Here is a 16,330-nt window from a genome sequence, read left to right on the forward strand (position 1 = left end):
TGTCGCGAGAAGCCCCATGTCCCTGTTCGAGCGCCTGTTCCAGCTGCAGCAGCACGGCACCACCGTGCGCACCGAGCTGCTGGCCGGTGTCACCACCTTCCTGACGATGTCCTACATCGTCTTCGTGAACCCCGAAATCCTCGGCACCACCGGCATGGATGCGGGTGCAGTGTTCGTGGCCACCTGCCTGGCCGCCGCATTGGGTTCGGCAGTGATGGCGCTGGCCGCCAACTTCCCGGTCGGCATGGCGCCGGGCATGGGCCTGAACGCGTTCTTCGCCTTCACCGTGGTCGGCGCCGCCGGCCTGCCGTGGCAGCAGGCACTGGGTGCGGTGTTCATCTCAGGCCTGGTGTTCCTGGTGCTGTCGCTGACCGGAGTACGCGCGTGGCTGGTATCGGGTATTCCCTCATCGCTGCGCTCGGCCATCGTGGCCGGCATCGGCCTGTTCCTGGCGATCATCGCGCTGCAGAAGTCCGGCGTGATCGTCGGCAATGAAGACACACTGGTGGCGCTGGGCCCGTTGAACACGGCGCCGCCGCTGCTGGCACTGGCCGGCTTCCTGCTGATCGCGGTGCTGGAAGCGCGCCGCATCCGCGGTGCGATCCTGATCGGCATCCTGGCCGTGACCGGCGCTGGCTGGGCATTGGGCGACGTGCAGTACCAGGGCCTGGTCTCGCTGCCGCCCAGCCTTGCACCCACCTTCCTGCAGCTGGACCTGCCGGGCCTGCTGCACCATGACGGCGGCGCACCCATCGCAGTACTTCTGCAGGTGGTGCTGGTGTTCGTGCTGGTGGAGGTGTTCGATGCCACCGGCACGCTGTACGGCGTGGTCGGCCGTGCCGGCCTGCTGAAGCTGCCGGGCGCGCAGAAGCGTTTCGGCCGCGCGCTGCTTGCCGACAGCACCGCCATCGTGGCGGGCTCGATGCTCGGCACCAGCAGCACCACGGCCTTTGCCGAAAGCGCCTCCGGCGTGCAGGTGGGCGGCCGTACCGGCCTGACCGCATTGGTGGTGTCGGCGCTGTTTCTGGCGGCGCTGCTGTTCTCGCCGTTGGCGGCAATGGTGCCCAGCTATGCCACCGCGCCCGCGCTGCTGTTCGTGGCCGGCCTGATGCTGCGCGAACTGGTGGAAGTGGACTGGAGCGACCTGACCGAATCGGTGCCGGCGGCGCTGTGTGCGCTGGCGATGCCGTTCACCTACTCGATTGCCAACGGCCTGGCGTTCGGCTTCATCGCCTATGCCGCGCTGAAGGCGGGTACCGGGCGCTGGCGCGAAGTCCATCCGGCGGTATGGCTGGTGGCGGTGCTGTTCACTCTGCGCTACGCGCTGGAATAAGCGGTAGGCGATGCCGGCCAGCGGCCGGCACTACCAGATGGTGATTCACCTGCCATCCGGGGCGCGATGCCGGCCAGCGGCCGGCACTACCGGGTGTTGATTCACCTGCCACCTTGGGCGCGATGCCGGCCAGCGGCCGGCACTACCAGGCGCGGGGTTCACCCGCCACGCACGGCGCTCTGGGATGATGCGGGCATGGTTCGGCCTGACCTTCCCGCGGATCCGTCTTCGCCGTTGCGCCGCCGGCTGCTGCGCGCGGCGGTGCTGGCGCCGTTGGCCGCTACTTTCGCCACCCTGCCCGGCTGCTCGCTGCCGGTGCAGGTCGATGGCACCTTCCTGCAGCCGTGGCGCAGCCACCTGCAGTGGGGCCTGGCCGACTGGCAGCGATCCTTGAAGCTTGCACGTACGTTGGGCTGCCGGCAGCTGGTGCTGCAGTGGACCGGCATCGTCGGTGGCAGCGACGGCGACTGGTCGCTGCCCGACGGCAGCCTGCAGCAGCTGTTCACCGCCGCCAGCGAGAATGACATCCGCATCCGCGTCGGCCTGCCCTTCCAGCAACGCTGGTGGCAGGCGATCGCTGCCGACGACGCCACGCTGCAGGCGTTCCTGGCCGACAGCCTCGCGCATGCACGCAACTGGTTGGCACAGGCCCCCTGGGCGCAGCAGCCGGCCTTCGAGGGCTGGTACCTGCCCTACGAACTGGAGCAGTACCACTGGGCTGACCCGGCCCGCCAGCAGTGGCTGGCGCAATGGCTGCACGGGCTGGTGCAGGCCGCCAGCGCGCGCGGCGGCGACTGTGCGATTTCCTGCTACTTCAGCCGCCTGCAGACCGACGGCAACCTGGTCACGCTGTGGCAGGCGGTGCTGGCACAGGCCACGCTGCGGCCGATGGTGCAGGATGGCGTGGGGGTGGCCGGTGCCGGCAACGTGCAGCAGCTGCAACCGCTGCTCGATCATTTCCACGCACACGACATCAGCTTCGATGCGATCGTCGAACTGTTCCGCGAACTGCCTGGCAGCGCCGCTGATGGCAGCGGATTCAAGGGCGAAACGGCCGATGCCGCACGCGTCCAGCGGCAGTTGGCATGGGCACGCGGCAGCGGCGCACAGCACGTGCTGGTCTATGCGCTGGAGCCATGGCTGACCCAGGACACACCGCAGGCCGCCGCGCTGCGGCGGCGCTGGGGGCTGGCTCAGTAGTAAAGGATCGCGGTGGCGAACAGGCCCTTGGCGCGCTGCGTATCGCCGCCACCGATGGCGAAGCGGTACTGCACGGTCAGGTCCAGGTAGGAACGCGGCGTGTTGTAGTGGTCCTCGCGGAACCAGTAGCGCACGCCCACGCCTGGCCCTGCGCCGAGTGACCAACTGCGCTGCGTATCGTTGAGCGTGAACGACTGCGCCGGGAACAGCGGGTAACGGATGTCGCGCACCCGCGAGCGCTGGTCCAGCCAGTCCGCTCCCACAACCACATACGGCGTGACCACCCAATGAGTCTGCCCGGCACCAAAGCGGAAGCTGCGGCCGGCGCGTAGTTCACCGGCTGCGAACCACTGTTCGCGATGCAGGCGCCCGTTGGCATCGCCGATTCGACGCACCGGCGCGCCATTGGCATCGAGTGCATCGAGGGTGAAGTGCGCGCTGTTGTCATCCCAGGTATAGCCGCCCTGCGCGTAGCCGCTGACCATCCACCACTGGTTGACGTCGGTGCGCAGATCGGTGCCGTGGTAATAGCCATAGGTCAGGTAGGACATCCAGCCACCGGAACCGCTGGCCAAGCGGTAGCGGGCCAGCGTGCTGGCTTCCAGTGGCGGGTTCCGGGCCAGCTGCAGGCGGCACTGCACGGCCGCCGATGCGGGGTAGACCTCGCCCTGGCGGGTTGCGCTGCCGAGGAACTGGCGGCGCTCAATGCCGGCGCTCAGGCCGGTCTGGCCGAAGGCGTAGCGCATGCCGAACGAAGCGATGGTGGACGGCCAGCCGGTGGTGGAACGCGAATGGCTGAGGCGTTCGGCGCGTGCACGCGCATCCGGCGTTGATTCGCCGGTGCACGGGTCCACCGCGCGGATCGATTCGTAAGTGCCACCCTCGTCGTACAGCGTGTCGAGTAGGCGTGCGTAGAGTTCCAGCGTGCCATGCTGGTCGTTGAAGGCCGGGGGCCGCCAGAACGCCTCCAGCGTGCTGAACACCGAATCGCCCGGCGTGCTGATCGCTGCACCGCCGACATTGGTCGCCGCCTGGCGCGCACCACGGAAACCCGCCGAGGCGATCACGCCCCACTCGCGCGAGTAATTGGCGATGGCATTGCGCACGTTGTAGCGCTGGCGCTCATCCAGTGGCAGCTCACCGGCATCGGCGCGATCAATGGCGCTACGCAGCAGCGTCACCGCCTGTGGATGATCGCCGTTGGCTGCGCTGGCGTAGGCCTGGTCGAGCACCACGCTTTTCGGTGCCTTGCCGGTGGCCTCGGCGGCACGGAAATCGGCCAGTGCGCGCGCCGGCTCATGGGCCTTCTGGTTGAGGTAGCCGCGCTGCATCAGCGCCCCCGCGTCATCAGGGTGCTGTGCCAGTGCCGCATCCAGGCGCTGCCGCGCTTCGTCCTGCTGGGCACGGTTGCCCGCCGCCAGCGTGGTGGTCAGCAGGCCTTGCAGGTTCGCGTCGTCCGGCGCGAGTTGAACGGCCTGCCGTGCCTCACCGATGGCACCGGCGTAATCCTGGCGCGCATAGGCAGCGTAGGCACGCTGTGCGGCACCACCATCGCCCTGCAGGTCGGCCGGCATCAGCTCGCAGACGCTGCCGCTGTCAACGGACTGGCAGTGCTGGACTGGTGCCAGGTACGCTTCGGCACCGATGCGGGGAAGCTCGCGACTGGAGCGGATCGCCCGGCTGCGTTGCTCGATGCCCTGCTGCAAAAGCTGCTGTGACCGTGCATCGCCTTCACCTGCCGGTACCGCCGCCTGCAACGGTGCCAGCAGTGCAGCTGCGCGCAACCGATCGCCTGCGGCCAGCGCCGCATCCACCGCCAGCAGGCGCACGTTGCGCTGCTGCATTGCTGACCCCGGCGCAGCGAGTGCGGTGTCGAAGTCCTCATTGGCGAGCACGGTATTGCCCTGGCGCTGGCGCAGGTAGCCGCGCATCACCCGTGCATTGAGATCCTGGCCGTCGGCCTGCAACGCCTGATCGGCACTGCGCTCAGCGTCGGCCAGTTGATCGCCCTGCAGCTGCGCGGTGATCAGCAGCAACCGGTATGAAGCAACGTCGGGGGCCAGCTCCACGGCAGCGTGCGCCTGCTCAATGGCGGCGGCATTCTCGCCTGCAGACAGCGATTGATAGGCCTGCTGGGCCAGCAGCAGCGCGCGTTGGCGGCCCAGTGCCACCCGCCGCGCGCGCAACTCCTCGACATTCGGTGCGCCCAGCTGCAGCGCGGTACCGATGGCGGCGTCGGCCTGTCCGGGCTGTTGCTGTGCCTCCAGCGCCGCCACCCACAGCAGCGCCCATGCGCCCTGTTGCGGCTGCTGCCGGAACGCCTGCTCGGCCTTGCTGGCGGCGACGCCCATCTGGCCGGCGTCGTAGGCCGCATAGGCTTCGGTTGCCAGCATATAGGCCTGCCGGCTATTGCGGTCGGTCACCGTTGCGGGTGCATGCGGTACCGCTCCGGTACGCGCCGCACCTGTGCTCGTCCTGGGCGCAGCGGCCAGCGCCGGCAAGGCCGGATCCTCCAACCCCGCATCCAGTGCACGACGTGCCTGCTGCTGCGCCTCGGCACCCCGCCCCAGTTTCTGCAGCGCATAGATCTGCAGCAGGCGCAGCCGCACCACGTCCGGGCGCAACCGGATCGCTTCGCTGGACTGCCGGTAGGCCGCGGGGTAATCGCCACGTTCATAGGCGGCAAACGCCTGCTCGGCGATGCGGTAGGCGGCACCGGACAATGGCAGTGGTGCATCGGTCTGTGCCAGCACCGGCGCGGCGGCCGTGGCCAATGCCACGGTGATGACGGTGGAAAGCAGCGTGGTCTTCATGCCGGCAAGGCTCCGGGAGGCGGTGACTGCAGCGTGGCCGCACGCCGGCGCTGCTCCTGCATGGCCTGGGCCACAGCCTCTTCGGTGGTGATGCCCTGCTTGACCAGGTAGTCGCCGATGCGGCCGTCGCGCTGCGGCATGTAGTCGTCCAGTGCGATCTCGAAGCGTGCGTGATCGATCAGGCGCATTTCCACCAGCAGATCGCCCAGCAGGGGCACGTTGTCCAGCTGCCATTGCCGGTCGCCACCGATCAGCCGCAGGCCGGCGTTGATCTCGCTTTCGCGGGCGATACTCTGTTCAATGTGGTTGCTGCGCGTTTCCTGCTTCAGCAGGGCCAACGCGTCTTCGGGCAACGGGCTGGCCACGGCCAGCCGCAGGGTGCCTTCCTGGCGCGGCGGCAGCGGCAGCATGCGCCATTGCACGCAGGCATCGGCACTGATCGGGAACTGGCAGGCGCGCAGGTAGTCCACGTCGATCACCGCGCGTGGCAGGTCACCCTGGAAGGCGATGGCCTCGGCCAGCGTTTCATCATCCAACCAGCCCTGGGTGAGCAGGATGCGGCCCAGCGGTTGCTGGCGGCCTGCCTGCTGCTGCTCCAGCGCCTGCTGCAGGCGTTCGGGTTCCACCGCCTGCCAGGTGGTCAACAGCTCACCGAGCTGCTTGCGGGTCTGCACCAGCTGCGCCGCATCGGGGAAGTCGTGCATGGTCTTGTCCCAGACCATGCGCTTGCCGAACAGCAGGTAGGCCAGGAACACCTTCCAGGCACGGGCGGTGGCCATGAAATTGATCATGTTGCCGACCACCATGCGCGGGATCGACATCAGCGCGTGCTCCCAGCCGTACAACCGGTTGACGAAGTAGAAGCGCTGCACGACCCGGGTCGCCAGCGCTGCGGTGGTCAGCAGCGCGACATTCATCTGCCAGGTACCGGCCTGGAACACGCTGGGAAACTGCATCGTCCACAGCCCGGTCATCTTCAACAGCCAGAACAGCAGCAGCTGCAGGAAGATGATGTAGGCGACGATGCTGACGAACGAGGTGATGATGCCTTTTCGGTCACGCGCCAGCAGGTACTTGGTAGCCAGCGAGCCACGCCAGCCCAGCGACTCCCAGCTCTGCAGGCCGATGCCCAGCACCCAGCGCGCCTTCTGGCGGTACGACGCGCGGAAGTTGTCGGGGAAGTACTCGCGCACGCACAGCGCCATCTGCTGGGTGCGCTCGCGCACCGGCCCCCAGCCGAACCAGGATGGGCGGCGCACGCGGAACTGCACGGGGAAGCGGGCGAAGATCGACTGCATGCCCATGGCTGCCAGCCTCGCACCGACGTCGTAATCCTCGGTGAGGCTGTCGGTGTTGAAAGGCTGGTTGTCGGTCTGCGCGCTCAACGCCAGCAGCGCTCGCCGCGAGAAACAGGTACCAACACCGGCCGACGGCACCATGCCGGACACGCTCTCGCGCACCACCAGATCCTTGGCGTGCCATTCGGCGAATTCGTCCATGTAGACCCCGGCCACCAGTTCGTACCACTCGCGGTCCAGCGAGGTGACCGGCAGCTGGATCATGTCCTTGCGCGGCAGCAGGTAGTTGTAGAAGCGCAGTTCCATCGGGTGCAGCACGTCCTCGCTGTCGTGCAGGATCACGCCGGCGAACTCGATGTCGTGGCGCTTCTCGTAATCGAAGATCGCCAGGATCAGCCAGTTCAGGCAGTCGGCCTTGCTGGTCGGCCCGTCATGCGGCACCTCCACGCGGCGCAGGCGCTTGTAGCGGCGGCGCATGCGCTCGACTTCATCGATGGTCTGCTGGTCGTTGGGATAGGTGCCGACGAACACGACGTACTCGCGGTAGTCGAGCACGTTGATCATGTTCTCCACCATCTGCGCGATGACGTCGTACTCCATCCACGCCGGCACCATGATTGCCAGCGGCTGTTGCGGCCGCTGCATCAGGTCTTCCTGGGTCAGCGGCCGGTACGCTTCGCGGCGCTTGATGGTGAGCGCGCGCCAACTCTCGCGCACCCAGTACCAGACGTCGATGAACAGATCATCGAGGCTGGAGATCAGGATCAGCACGGCCACCGCCGCCGCCGTGGTTTCCAGGGCGGCATAGTAGTTGGCCAGCTGGATGTTCCAGAACAGACCGTCCACGGTGGATCAGTGCCCTGTGTTGGCGGACTTGCGGCGGCGCACCTGGGTGACGCGGGCGGCCAGCAGCGCGAACACGATCACGCCGACCAGCAGCAGCAACCAGACCATGTGCCGTTCCCACTTCGATTGTGGATTGCCATCCTGGGCAGCTCGGCTCCCGTAAGGATCCTGGCGATCGAACTCGCGCACGGCATCACTGCCGTCGAGCACCGCCAGATCACCGCGCAGCAGCCGGAACGGTGCGCCGAACGACGGTGCCTGTGCACCCAGATCGCTGTACAGCACGCCAAGCTGGCCGCCGGAGGTGCCGACCTGCACCACCGCGGAGCGATCCAGGCCGCTGACATCCAGCAGCGGCTGAGGCTTCCCGCCGATCAGCAGGTGGCCGTCCTTCAGGCCGGCCACATCGACACCCGACGGCGCCACACCGAAAGCCAGCCACGGCGCACCCGGGCTGACCGCCGCACCGGCATCGACCACCTTCAGCTCCGACGCCTCTGGCGAGGCCCCCACTGCACTGGCCACCGCGATCACCTTGCGCAGCGATGCCGGCGCGTCCTGCAGCCACGTAGCGGGCACGAACATCTGGTTGCCCCGTGACAGCTGGCTGCTGGCACCGACGAAGTCACTGCCCAGCGAACGCTTGGCCAGGGTCAGGTGGCTGCTGGGCAGGATCGAGACCGGATACGCGGTGGCCGGATCGTGGCAGTAGGGGCGTGCCGGCTGGCGCAGGAAGCTGACGCGGATCTCGTTGCGTGCCGACAGCGCGTAGGCCGGCACCCTGGCCACCAGCCGCTGCGGCTGGCCGTTGGCCGACAGCACCTTGCCGCCCAGCAGGTAATCGTTGAAATGGATCGTGGCCACCGCGCCCTGCCCGCCCGCATTGGGGGCCGCCGAGACGTCGATCACCACCTCCTCGGGCAGGCGCCCATCGGCCGACAACGCGCCGAGGTCGAAGCTGGCGCTGCGGTCCGCGCGGGTCACGACATCCATCGTGCCGGCGATGTTGCCGAGTCGGCTCAGCAGCACCTGGTCACCGTCCAGCTTCGGCGTTCCCGCTTGGCTGACCTGCAGGCTGCGGCCCAGCGCGTAACTGCGCCACTGTTCGGCGAACAATCCGGCGACCTTGCCTGCCGCCGCCTGGTCGACCACCAGCGTCGGGCGGCCGGCAACTGCGACCACGCTGACCGAGGCATTGGCCGCGGGCTTTTCCAGGCCACCCATGTCGGTACCGCGCCACGCAGCGAACGCCGTGCCCGCGTCGGCGCCAGCGGTGGCAACCTGTGCGGCCAGCGCATCCAGTGCCGTGCGCACGCCTGCGCGCAATGCGTCGCTGCCGATCATCACCTCGGCGGCCAGCGGCCCACTGTCACGCAGCGACAGCAGTGCCCCCACTTCGGCCAGATCCTTGATCGCATGCGCGCGCTCGCCGGTGGCCAGCGCGGCATAGGCCGGCACGACCTGCAGGCTGGCCGGGATGCTGATGCCGGTCAGGTCGACGCTGTCACCGACTTTGGGCAGCGCCACCACCTGCACCTGCTTGCCACCGGCCTGCAATGCGGTACCGATGCGCCAGGCCGCATCGTAGGCGGGCGCCTGCAGTGCCTTGCCATCCACCAGCAGGCGCACCTGCGGGGGCAGCGCGCCCCAGGCCTTGGCCACGGTGTCCACGGCGCGGCCGTCGAAGCGGTAGCTGAAGCGCGAGTCCGGCGACAGCCGCAGCACGTTGGCCGGCGCGCTCTGGTCGGCACATTGGTAGTCGGACACGATCGACCACCAGCCGACGCCGACCCGCACGAAGCCGTTCTGGCGGGGTTCGCCATCGATGGCCAGCAGCTGGCTGGCGTCCCCCTGTGCGTCGGTGATCGAGCGTGCGGCGATCGGATCGCCATCGACCGACCACAGGCCAGAAGTGCGCCCGGCATGGCCGCGCACGTAGCGCCCGTCCAGCTGCAGCTGCGCATCGCGGGTGGCGACACCGGCCGGCACCGGCAGGTAGATCTCGCGCTGGCTCTCCTGCCCGCTGAGCACCAGCGGTTGGCGGAAACCGAGTTCGCGCAGGGTCATCTGCCGGCTGACCGTGCTGTCACCGCTCCACTCGGCGAACTGGCCGGCGACGCTGTCGGCGGCATGGGCACTTCCAACCACGCCCGACAGGACGAACGCGGCGGCGGATGCAAACAGGGGAGAGCGGCCGGTCTGGGTCATGGCGTCACTTCGCGTGGATGGGGGTGGACGGCGCCGCTGCTGCGGAGGCCGGGCGAGAATTCGGGAAGCGGCGTGCCACGCAGGGCGGCGACGATGCGCGCGCTGGCACGGCCATCGCCGTAGGGGCTGGCGTCGGGATCGAAGTGGGTCGGGTGCGGTGGTTGTGCCAGTGCCGCATTGACAGCTTCGACAATGCGCAAGGGCGCGGTGCCGACCAGCGTTACCACACCGGCCTCGACCGCCTCCGGGCGTTCGGTGACGTCGCGCATGACCAGTACCGGCTTGGCCAGCGCCGGTGCCTCTTCCTGCACGCCACCGGAGTCGGTGAGGATGACGTCGGCGCGCTGCATCAGCCGCACGAAGCGCAGGTAGTCCTGCGGCGGCACCAGGTGCACGTTGTCGAGATGGCCGAGGTGGGCGTTGACCGGGCCCTGCACGTTCGGGTTCAGATGCACCGGGTACAGCACCTGCAGGTCCGGCCGCCGTGCCAGTTCAGCGAGCGCACGGCAGATGTCCTCGAAGCCCTGCCCGAAGCTCTCGCGGCGGTGGCCGGTGACCAGCAGCAGGCGACGATCGGGGTCAAGCATGTGGAAGGGTTCGTCAGCCCGCGCACGCAGCGCCGGGTCGGCATCCAGGCGCTCCACGGTCTGCTGCAGGGCATCGATGACGGTGTTGCCGGTGACCAGGATCTGCCCGCCCAGGTGTTCACCGGCCAGGTTGGCGCGCGAGCTGGGCGTGGGCGCGTACAACTGGTGGCCGACCACATCGATCACCCGCCGGTTCATTTCCTCCGGCCACGGCCGGTTGATGTCACCGGTGCGCAGTCCGGCCTCGACATGACCGATCGGAATGCGGTGGTGGAACGCGGCCAGCGCCGCGGTCATCGCCGTGGTGGTATCACCGTGCACCAGCACCCGGTCCGGGCGAACCTGCGTGTACAGCGCGTCAAGCCGTTCGAACAGCCTGGAACACAGGCCATTGAGGGTCTGGTTGGGCACCATGACATCAAGGTCATGGTCGGCGGTGATCTCGAACAGCGACATCACCTGGTCGAGCATCGCCCGGTGCTGGCCGGTGATGCAGACCACCGATTCGATGTCCGCAGCCTCGGCCAGGGCCCGCACCAGCGGCCCCATCTTGATCGCTTCCGGTCGCGTGCCGAACACCGACAGGACCTTCACCGCAGCGCTCCGTACAGCCGGTGCGGGGAAATGCCAGGAGCTGTAGCCACGTCTGGATCCTTTCGGCGTTCCCGTCCAATACCCGCAGGCAGGAGACGGTCACCTCATGAGGAGACTCCAAAATCGCGACGTACATCACATTCGAATGATGGTACGCGCGTCGTGGCATTGATCTTCATCGTTGGAAGATCAAGACGCAGTCAACGCCGCCCGTGTCACGGGCGACGTTGCGGTGGAACGCAGCAGTGGCTGCGGCCTGGGGCCGCCTTACTCGTACTGGATGGTGAAGGTGGCCTGGCCGTTCGCGACACCGGCACCGACCGTGCCGGCCTGGGTCTGCACATAGCGGGCGCGCAGCGGCAAGGTCATCGTGCTGGTGCCGGGGGTGGTGGTACCGACATTGACGGTCTGGCCGAAGCGCACTTCGCGCTCGGTGGTGCCATCGCGCTGGACCATCTGGATGCCGATGCGGGTGGCGCTGTTGGTGGCCGCACTGAGCTTCAGCACGCCCGGCATGTTCGAGCTGTCCTGATCGGCATCGAGGCGGATGCCGATCTTGCTCTGGTACTGCGCGACATTGCTGCCCTGGCAGTTCAGGCGGATCTCGAAATCGCGGTCAACGGCTTTGGAACCGACACCGGTGAAGGTAGTGTTGGGCACGCTGCCGAAATCGACGGCGATATTGCGGCTGCCGGCCTGCACTTCACAGGTCGGGCTGACCACGGTGGTGCCCGAGCCCTTGAAGGTCGAGGTCAGTTCCGGACGGCCAGGGCCGTCGCCGTCGAGATAATAGGTGGTGAAGCGGCCGTTAGGCGCGATGATGCCCGAGCCCGTCTGCGCGGCGGTCTTGATCAGCTCCACCCGGAAGCGGCCACCGTTGAGGGTCAACGTCCGGCTGCCCCCCAATTGCAGGGTATGCGGGTAGTAAGTCTGGATGGTGCCCGAATCACGATAGACACGAATGCCCACCCCGGCTACATCGGTGGCATAGACGTTGCTGAAACCCGGGACCGCGTTCTGCTGCGCGGCGTTGACGAAACGGCCATTGGCACTACCGCCCCAGCGATCGCAGTAACCGATGCTGTCGCGCTGGTTGATAGGCACGATCAGCTCCTTGATCACACCACCGACGGGCAGACTGGGCAGGATTACGATCTGCCCCATGTCCATCTGCACGTCCTGCGCGACAAAGCCCTGTTGGGTGATGTAGCAGGTCGCCAACGCCGGGCTGGCCACGGCAATACCAGCCAATATGGCCGCCGCACTCAGCGCCTTGCGGCCACGGGAAGAGATCATCGGCATGTTGCCTCCAGCGGAATGAAGCCGGTCCTGGACGCATCGGCGCCCGCCGGAACCTGGTAATCGACGGTGCAGCGCTGGTCGGCGCCGGCGCCCCACTCCACCAGCAGGCTGCCCTGGTTCTTTTCACTGCGCACGTACAGACGGCCACCCTGGCTGACCATGCCCACCGGCTGGCCCTGCTCATCCTTGACCTGCGCACCGAACGGCATGGTGCGGCCATCCGGGTTGCGTACCTGGATCAGCAGCGCGTTGCCCTTGCGGGTATCGAAGCGCAGGTAGCTGATGGCACCGGCGAACGGCGCGATCGACTGGCTGGTGCTTTCCAGCTCGACGTCGTGGGCCATGCCCTGCGGGTCGAGGGTGACGGTGTTGAGGCGGTACGGCGACACGTACGGGACCACCGCGTAGCCGCGGCCATCGACGCGCAGGCCCGGGGCGTTGCTGACGATCGCATCGCGTGCGCCCGGCGCTTCCACCAGCACCATGGTGTCGCCACGCTGCGGGGTGAAGGTGAAGCCGCCCGGATGCACGACCACGCTGCCGTTGGCACCGACCGAAGCCTGGCGGAAATCGCGCGAGTGGCTGTAGGTCGCGTTCAACGCGGAGTAGCGGCTGCGGTACTCGGCGTTGCCGACCGCGGTGGTGCCACCTTCGCGGGAATCGGACAGGGCCACGCCGTAGCTGAAGTTGTTGTCGACACCGGCCGAACCGGTGATGCCGACGCGGCTGTTGTCGTAGCCACCGCGGTCGCGCACGCCGAGATCGGCGCTGAACGACACCGGGTGGGAACCACGACCCAGCGGCACGCTCATCGACAACAGGTACTGGGTGTCGGAACGGCCCAGCACGCCCTCTTCGGTGCGCAGCGCCGAGAAGCCGTAGTTCACCGAACGCCAGGCATTGTTGTAGCCCACCTGGTACTGCTTGGAGGTGCCGGAACGGTCGTAGAAGTCACGCACCGAACCGGTCACGTACAGCGCACCGCCGCGACGGCCCAGCGGCTGGTTCAGCGTTACCTGGAACTGGCTGCGCTGGCGGCCACGGGTGGTCGGATCGATGCCGCGCTTGTCCGAATCACGGCCGTACAACGCGTCCTGCAGGCTGTAGAAGCCTTCGGTCGAATAGCGGTAGGCGGCCAGGGTCAGGTTGGTCCCGGTCTCGCCGATCATGTTGCTGTAGCTCAAGCGCACGCTGGCACCGGTGTGGTTGCCGTAGTGATCGAACGAGGTACGCGCATGGGTGACGTCGGCAGCGAATGCGCCGACCGGCGTGGACAGGCCGACGCCGTACAGCAGCGACAGGTAGCCATCGCTCAGTGCACTGCCACCGTACAGGGTCAGCTGGTTGCCGATACCGCGCTGGTAGGTGCCCTGCACCAGCCACGGCTCATCGGCCAGCAGCTTGTTGCGCACCTGGCCAGCCGTCAGCGAGTAACGCGACACGCCTTCGCGCAGCATCTGCGGCACCGAACCGAACGGCACCTTGAATTCGCGGCGGCGGCCATCGGCCTCGATCACGCTCACTTCCAGATCACCGCCGTAACCGGTCGGGTACAGGTCGTCGATGACGAAGCTGCCCGGCGACACGGTGGAGGAGTAGATCAGCTGCTCGTTCTGGCGCACTTCGATGCGCGCATTGGTCTCGGCGATGCCGCGCACGACCGGCGCGTAACCGCGCAGCGAATCGGGCAGCATGCGGTCGTCGCTGGCCAGGCTGGCACCACGGTAACCGATCGAATCGAACAGTTCACCGGTGGTGTAGGCCTCACCGATGGTGAGCATGCCGCGCACCTGCGGAATGCCGCGCTGCGCATAGGTGGCGATGCTCTGCCAATGGCGGCCGTCGCCCTCGGACCAGGTCAGGTTCGAATCGTGGCGGAACTGCCAGCCACCCAGGTTCATGCCGGCGTTGAGGCCGAGGTAGGCACTGCGGTTGCGCTGGCCACCTTCGACGCGGCTTTCGCTGTCGATGGCATTGAAGCTGTAGCCGACGAAACCGGCATTGATGCCACGGTCCCAGAGCGCCGGGTTGACGTAGCCACGCGCCTCGCGGCGCAGGAACACCTGCGGGATGCTCAGGTCGTAGCGCAGGTTGCCGCTGTCATAGACACCATAGGCGTTGGCCATGCGCTGCTGGACCGGCACGCAGCTGGTCTTGTCGGTGGGCACGGACGGATCCTGCTGCAGCAGCACGGCCTCGCTGTCCACGCCCATTTCTTCCAGCATCGGCAGCGGCAGGCAGGCGTCGACACGGCCCTGCGCATCGGCCTTGAACTGCAGATCGCGACGGCCCTGCCAGGCGCCGTTGACGTAGACGTCGACACGGTAGTTGCCGGCCACCATCGGGTTGCCGTTGCTGAAGGCCGCCAGGTCCACCTGCTTGGCCTGGCCAGACAGGAAGCTGGAGTTGAACTGGGCCGATTCCGGTGCACGCGCATTGGCCGCACCACTCTGCGCCATGAGCGCCTGTTCGCCGAGATTGGCCGGGGCAGCCAGCGCCCATCCTGGGCAGGCCACGCCAGCAACCAACAGGCAAAGCGCCTGATGGATCGACAATGTCAATCTGTTTCCGATCACACTGACATTCCTTCAATTCGCCGCACAGCGGCGGTGGCGGGATGCGCAGGCCAGGGGCCGGCGCGGCGCGTTCAGCCCCCGGTGCTGCCGAGGCGGATGGTGTGTTCCACCCGGCCGCCGTAGTCGTTGATGGTGATGAAGCGGACCTGGTCGGTGCCCGCCGGTGCGGCGAACTCCAGGCTCTGCTTCGGCGCGACCATCGCGCCCTTGACCTCGACGGCCTTTTCACTGCTGCCGGTCACGGCATGTACTTCGGCCAGAGTGACGTGGAAGGGGCTCGGGTTTTCCACCCGCAGGCGGTCGCCACTGCGGGTCCAGCGCAGAGCTGCCGGTGCGTCGTTGGCGACGCCCTTCAGGCCCTGCGGCCGGTAGAAAAGCTTCAGGCGCGAACGAAACGCGACCTGCAGGTAATTCTGTTCGCCGCTGTCAGCGTTGTCCGGGGACGGCGGCACATCCAGCACGTTGAGCCAGAACACCGACTCGCGGTCGGTCGGCAGCTGCGCGCCGGAGAAGATCAGTCGCAGCGCCTGGCTGCGGCCCGGCTCGACACGCGCGATCGGCGGCGTCAGCACGAACGGGGCATCGCTGGTATCGGCGGTCTGGTTGGCGTCGCCGCTGTCGATCCAGGCCTGCACCAGCGCCGGCGAATCGCCCACGTTGTCGACCTGCACGGTGACTTCGCGCGCCTGCGCCGGATAGATCACTCGCGTGCCATTGACCACCACGCCGGCCAGAGCGTTCTGGCAGAAGGGCAGCGTGAACGCTGCCAGCAGCAGCGCCCGGGGAAAGAATGCTTTCATCGGAAGTACTACGCTCGAGATATGTGGCCAGGGGCCGCGATGCACTGGCCGGCGCGTACGCCGGCCAGTGCGGGTACGGCTACGATCAGTTGTAGATGATCGTGTACTTGACGCTGCTGGTGACGTCGCCCGGGGTGGCGGCGGCAGTGGCGTAGTACTCAGCGTAGTAGTTCAGGTCGGCCGAGCCGTCGGTGCCGACGGTGACCCACTGCGAGTTGGTCTGGGCCAGGCCAGCGCCGGCAGCCTTGATCGGCAGGACCTGGTTGTTCGAGCCCAGCAGCTGCAGCTGCACGTTGGTGGCAGCGTTGGCCGAGGCCTGGTTCAGCAGGCGGCCGGTGTTGAAGTCGACGGTCGAACCCGGCTCGAAGTAGGTCGCGACGTTGCCGGCGCTGCACTTGGTCAGGTTGATGGCGAACGGGGTACGACCGGCAACGGCACCGGCGGTGGCCAGGGTGTTCTTGGACACGGTCGGCAGGTTGACGGCGAAGTCCTTGCCGCCCGGGGTCGAGATGGTGCAGGTCTTGTCGGTCACCTTGCCGTTGAAGGTGATGGTGCCGTCGGCGGCGTTGGCGGCCAGCGGAGCGGCGGCCAGCATCAGAGCGGCAATGAGGTTGATCTTGTGCATTCGCTTTTACCTAACCCTACTGAAGAGATGAGAAGTAGAGGAGGAAGCAAGGAGCACTGCCGGGCTATCAAGACCCATCCTTGCGTCTCACCTGTGGCCGGACTCGGACATACCTTCCCCTGAATCCGTGACGCAAGTATAGGCACAA

General features: G+C 67.4%; 10 protein-coding genes. 2 read left to right on the forward strand and 8 right to left on the reverse strand.

Annotated elements, in window-relative coordinates; translation table 11 throughout:
* Positions 1-16: 16 nt before the first annotated feature.
* Complete coding sequence (locus tag JLDANKMP_RS10570; RefSeq protein ID WP_005408048.1) at positions 17-1,333, forward strand: NCS2 family permease; 1,317 nt, start codon at positions 17-19, stop codon at positions 1,331-1,333.
* Between the two features lie 195 nt (positions 1,334-1,528).
* Positions 1,529-2,533, forward strand: a complete 1,005-nt coding sequence (locus tag JLDANKMP_RS10575; RefSeq protein ID WP_212561058.1) for a DUF4434 domain-containing protein — start codon at positions 1,529-1,531, stop codon at positions 2,531-2,533.
* Here JLDANKMP_RS10575 and JLDANKMP_RS10580 read toward each other — a convergent pair.
* The 8 genes from JLDANKMP_RS10580 to JLDANKMP_RS10615 form a co-directional block, all read right to left on the reverse strand.
* Complete coding sequence (locus JLDANKMP_RS10580) at positions 2,527-5,346, reverse strand: hypothetical protein (RefSeq protein WP_212561059.1); 2,820 nt, start codon at positions 5,344-5,346, stop codon at positions 2,527-2,529. The genes JLDANKMP_RS10575 and JLDANKMP_RS10580 overlap by 7 nt on opposite strands.
* Positions 5,343-7,490, reverse strand: a complete 2,148-nt coding sequence (locus JLDANKMP_RS10585; protein ID WP_212561060.1) for a glycosyl transferase family protein — start codon at positions 7,488-7,490, stop codon at positions 5,343-5,345. The genes JLDANKMP_RS10580 and JLDANKMP_RS10585 overlap by 4 nt, the downstream gene beginning before the upstream one ends.
* 6 nt (positions 7,491-7,496) lie before the next feature.
* Positions 7,497-9,698 carry a hypothetical protein gene (locus tag JLDANKMP_RS10590; RefSeq protein WP_212561061.1) on the reverse strand — a complete coding sequence of 734 codons (2,202 nt, stop codon included), beginning with the start codon at positions 9,696-9,698 and terminating at the stop codon, positions 7,497-7,499.
* Entirely contained in the window at positions 9,695-10,879 is a 1,185-nt protein-coding gene (wecB, locus tag JLDANKMP_RS10595) for a UDP-N-acetylglucosamine 2-epimerase (non-hydrolyzing) (protein WP_212561062.1), read from the reverse strand. The genes JLDANKMP_RS10590 and wecB overlap by 4 nt, the downstream gene beginning before the upstream one ends.
* Before the next feature lie 267 nt (positions 10,880-11,146).
* Positions 11,147-12,181 (reverse strand): fimbrial protein, encoded by a 1,035-nt coding sequence (locus JLDANKMP_RS10600; RefSeq protein ID WP_212561063.1) that lies wholly within the window; start codon positions 12,179-12,181, stop codon positions 11,147-11,149.
* Entirely contained in the window at positions 12,172-14,736 is a 2,565-nt protein-coding gene (locus tag JLDANKMP_RS10605; RefSeq protein WP_212561185.1) for a fimbria/pilus outer membrane usher protein, read from the reverse strand. The genes JLDANKMP_RS10600 and JLDANKMP_RS10605 overlap by 10 nt, the downstream gene beginning before the upstream one ends.
* Positions 14,737-14,828: 92 nt before the next feature.
* Positions 14,829-15,557 carry a molecular chaperone gene (locus JLDANKMP_RS10610; protein WP_212561064.1) on the reverse strand — a complete coding sequence of 243 codons (729 nt, stop codon included), beginning with the start codon at positions 15,555-15,557 and terminating at the stop codon, positions 14,829-14,831.
* An 85-nt stretch (positions 15,558-15,642) separates the two neighbouring features.
* A complete protein-coding gene (locus JLDANKMP_RS10615; protein ID WP_005408038.1) occupies positions 15,643-16,182 on the reverse strand; it encodes a fimbrial protein in 540 nt (179 codons plus the stop codon).
* Positions 16,183-16,330: the final 148 nt, after the last annotated feature.

Origin of the sequence: Stenotrophomonas sp. PE591 (genome assembly GCF_018320795.1) — a bacterium.
GTDB lineage: Bacteria > Pseudomonadota > Gammaproteobacteria > Xanthomonadales > Xanthomonadaceae > Stenotrophomonas > Stenotrophomonas maltophilia.

Excerpts from the sequence above, each read along its gene's own strand:
- JLDANKMP_RS10570 (WP_005408048.1), top strand. The coding sequence starts at position 17 with ATGTCCCTGTTCGAGCGCCTGTTCCAGCTGCAGCAGCACGGCACCACC.
- JLDANKMP_RS10575 (WP_212561058.1), top strand. The coding sequence starts at position 1,529 with ATGGTTCGGCCTGACCTTCCCGCGGATCCGTCTTCGCCGTTGCGCCGC.
- JLDANKMP_RS10580 (WP_212561059.1), bottom strand. The coding sequence starts at position 5,346 with ATGAAGACCACGCTGCTTTCCACCGTCATCACCGTGGCATTGGCCACG.
- JLDANKMP_RS10590 (WP_212561061.1), bottom strand. The coding sequence starts at position 9,698 with ATGACCCAGACCGGCCGCTCTCCCCTGTTTGCATCCGCCGCCGCGTTC.
- JLDANKMP_RS10600 (WP_212561063.1), bottom strand. The coding sequence starts at position 12,181 with ATGCCGATGATCTCTTCCCGTGGCCGCAAGGCGCTGAGTGCGGCGGCC.
- JLDANKMP_RS10610 (WP_212561064.1), bottom strand. The coding sequence starts at position 15,557 with ATGAAAGCATTCTTTCCCCGGGCGCTGCTGCTGGCAGCGTTCACGCTG.
- JLDANKMP_RS10615 (WP_005408038.1), bottom strand. The coding sequence starts at position 16,182 with ATGCACAAGATCAACCTCATTGCCGCTCTGATGCTGGCCGCCGCTCCG.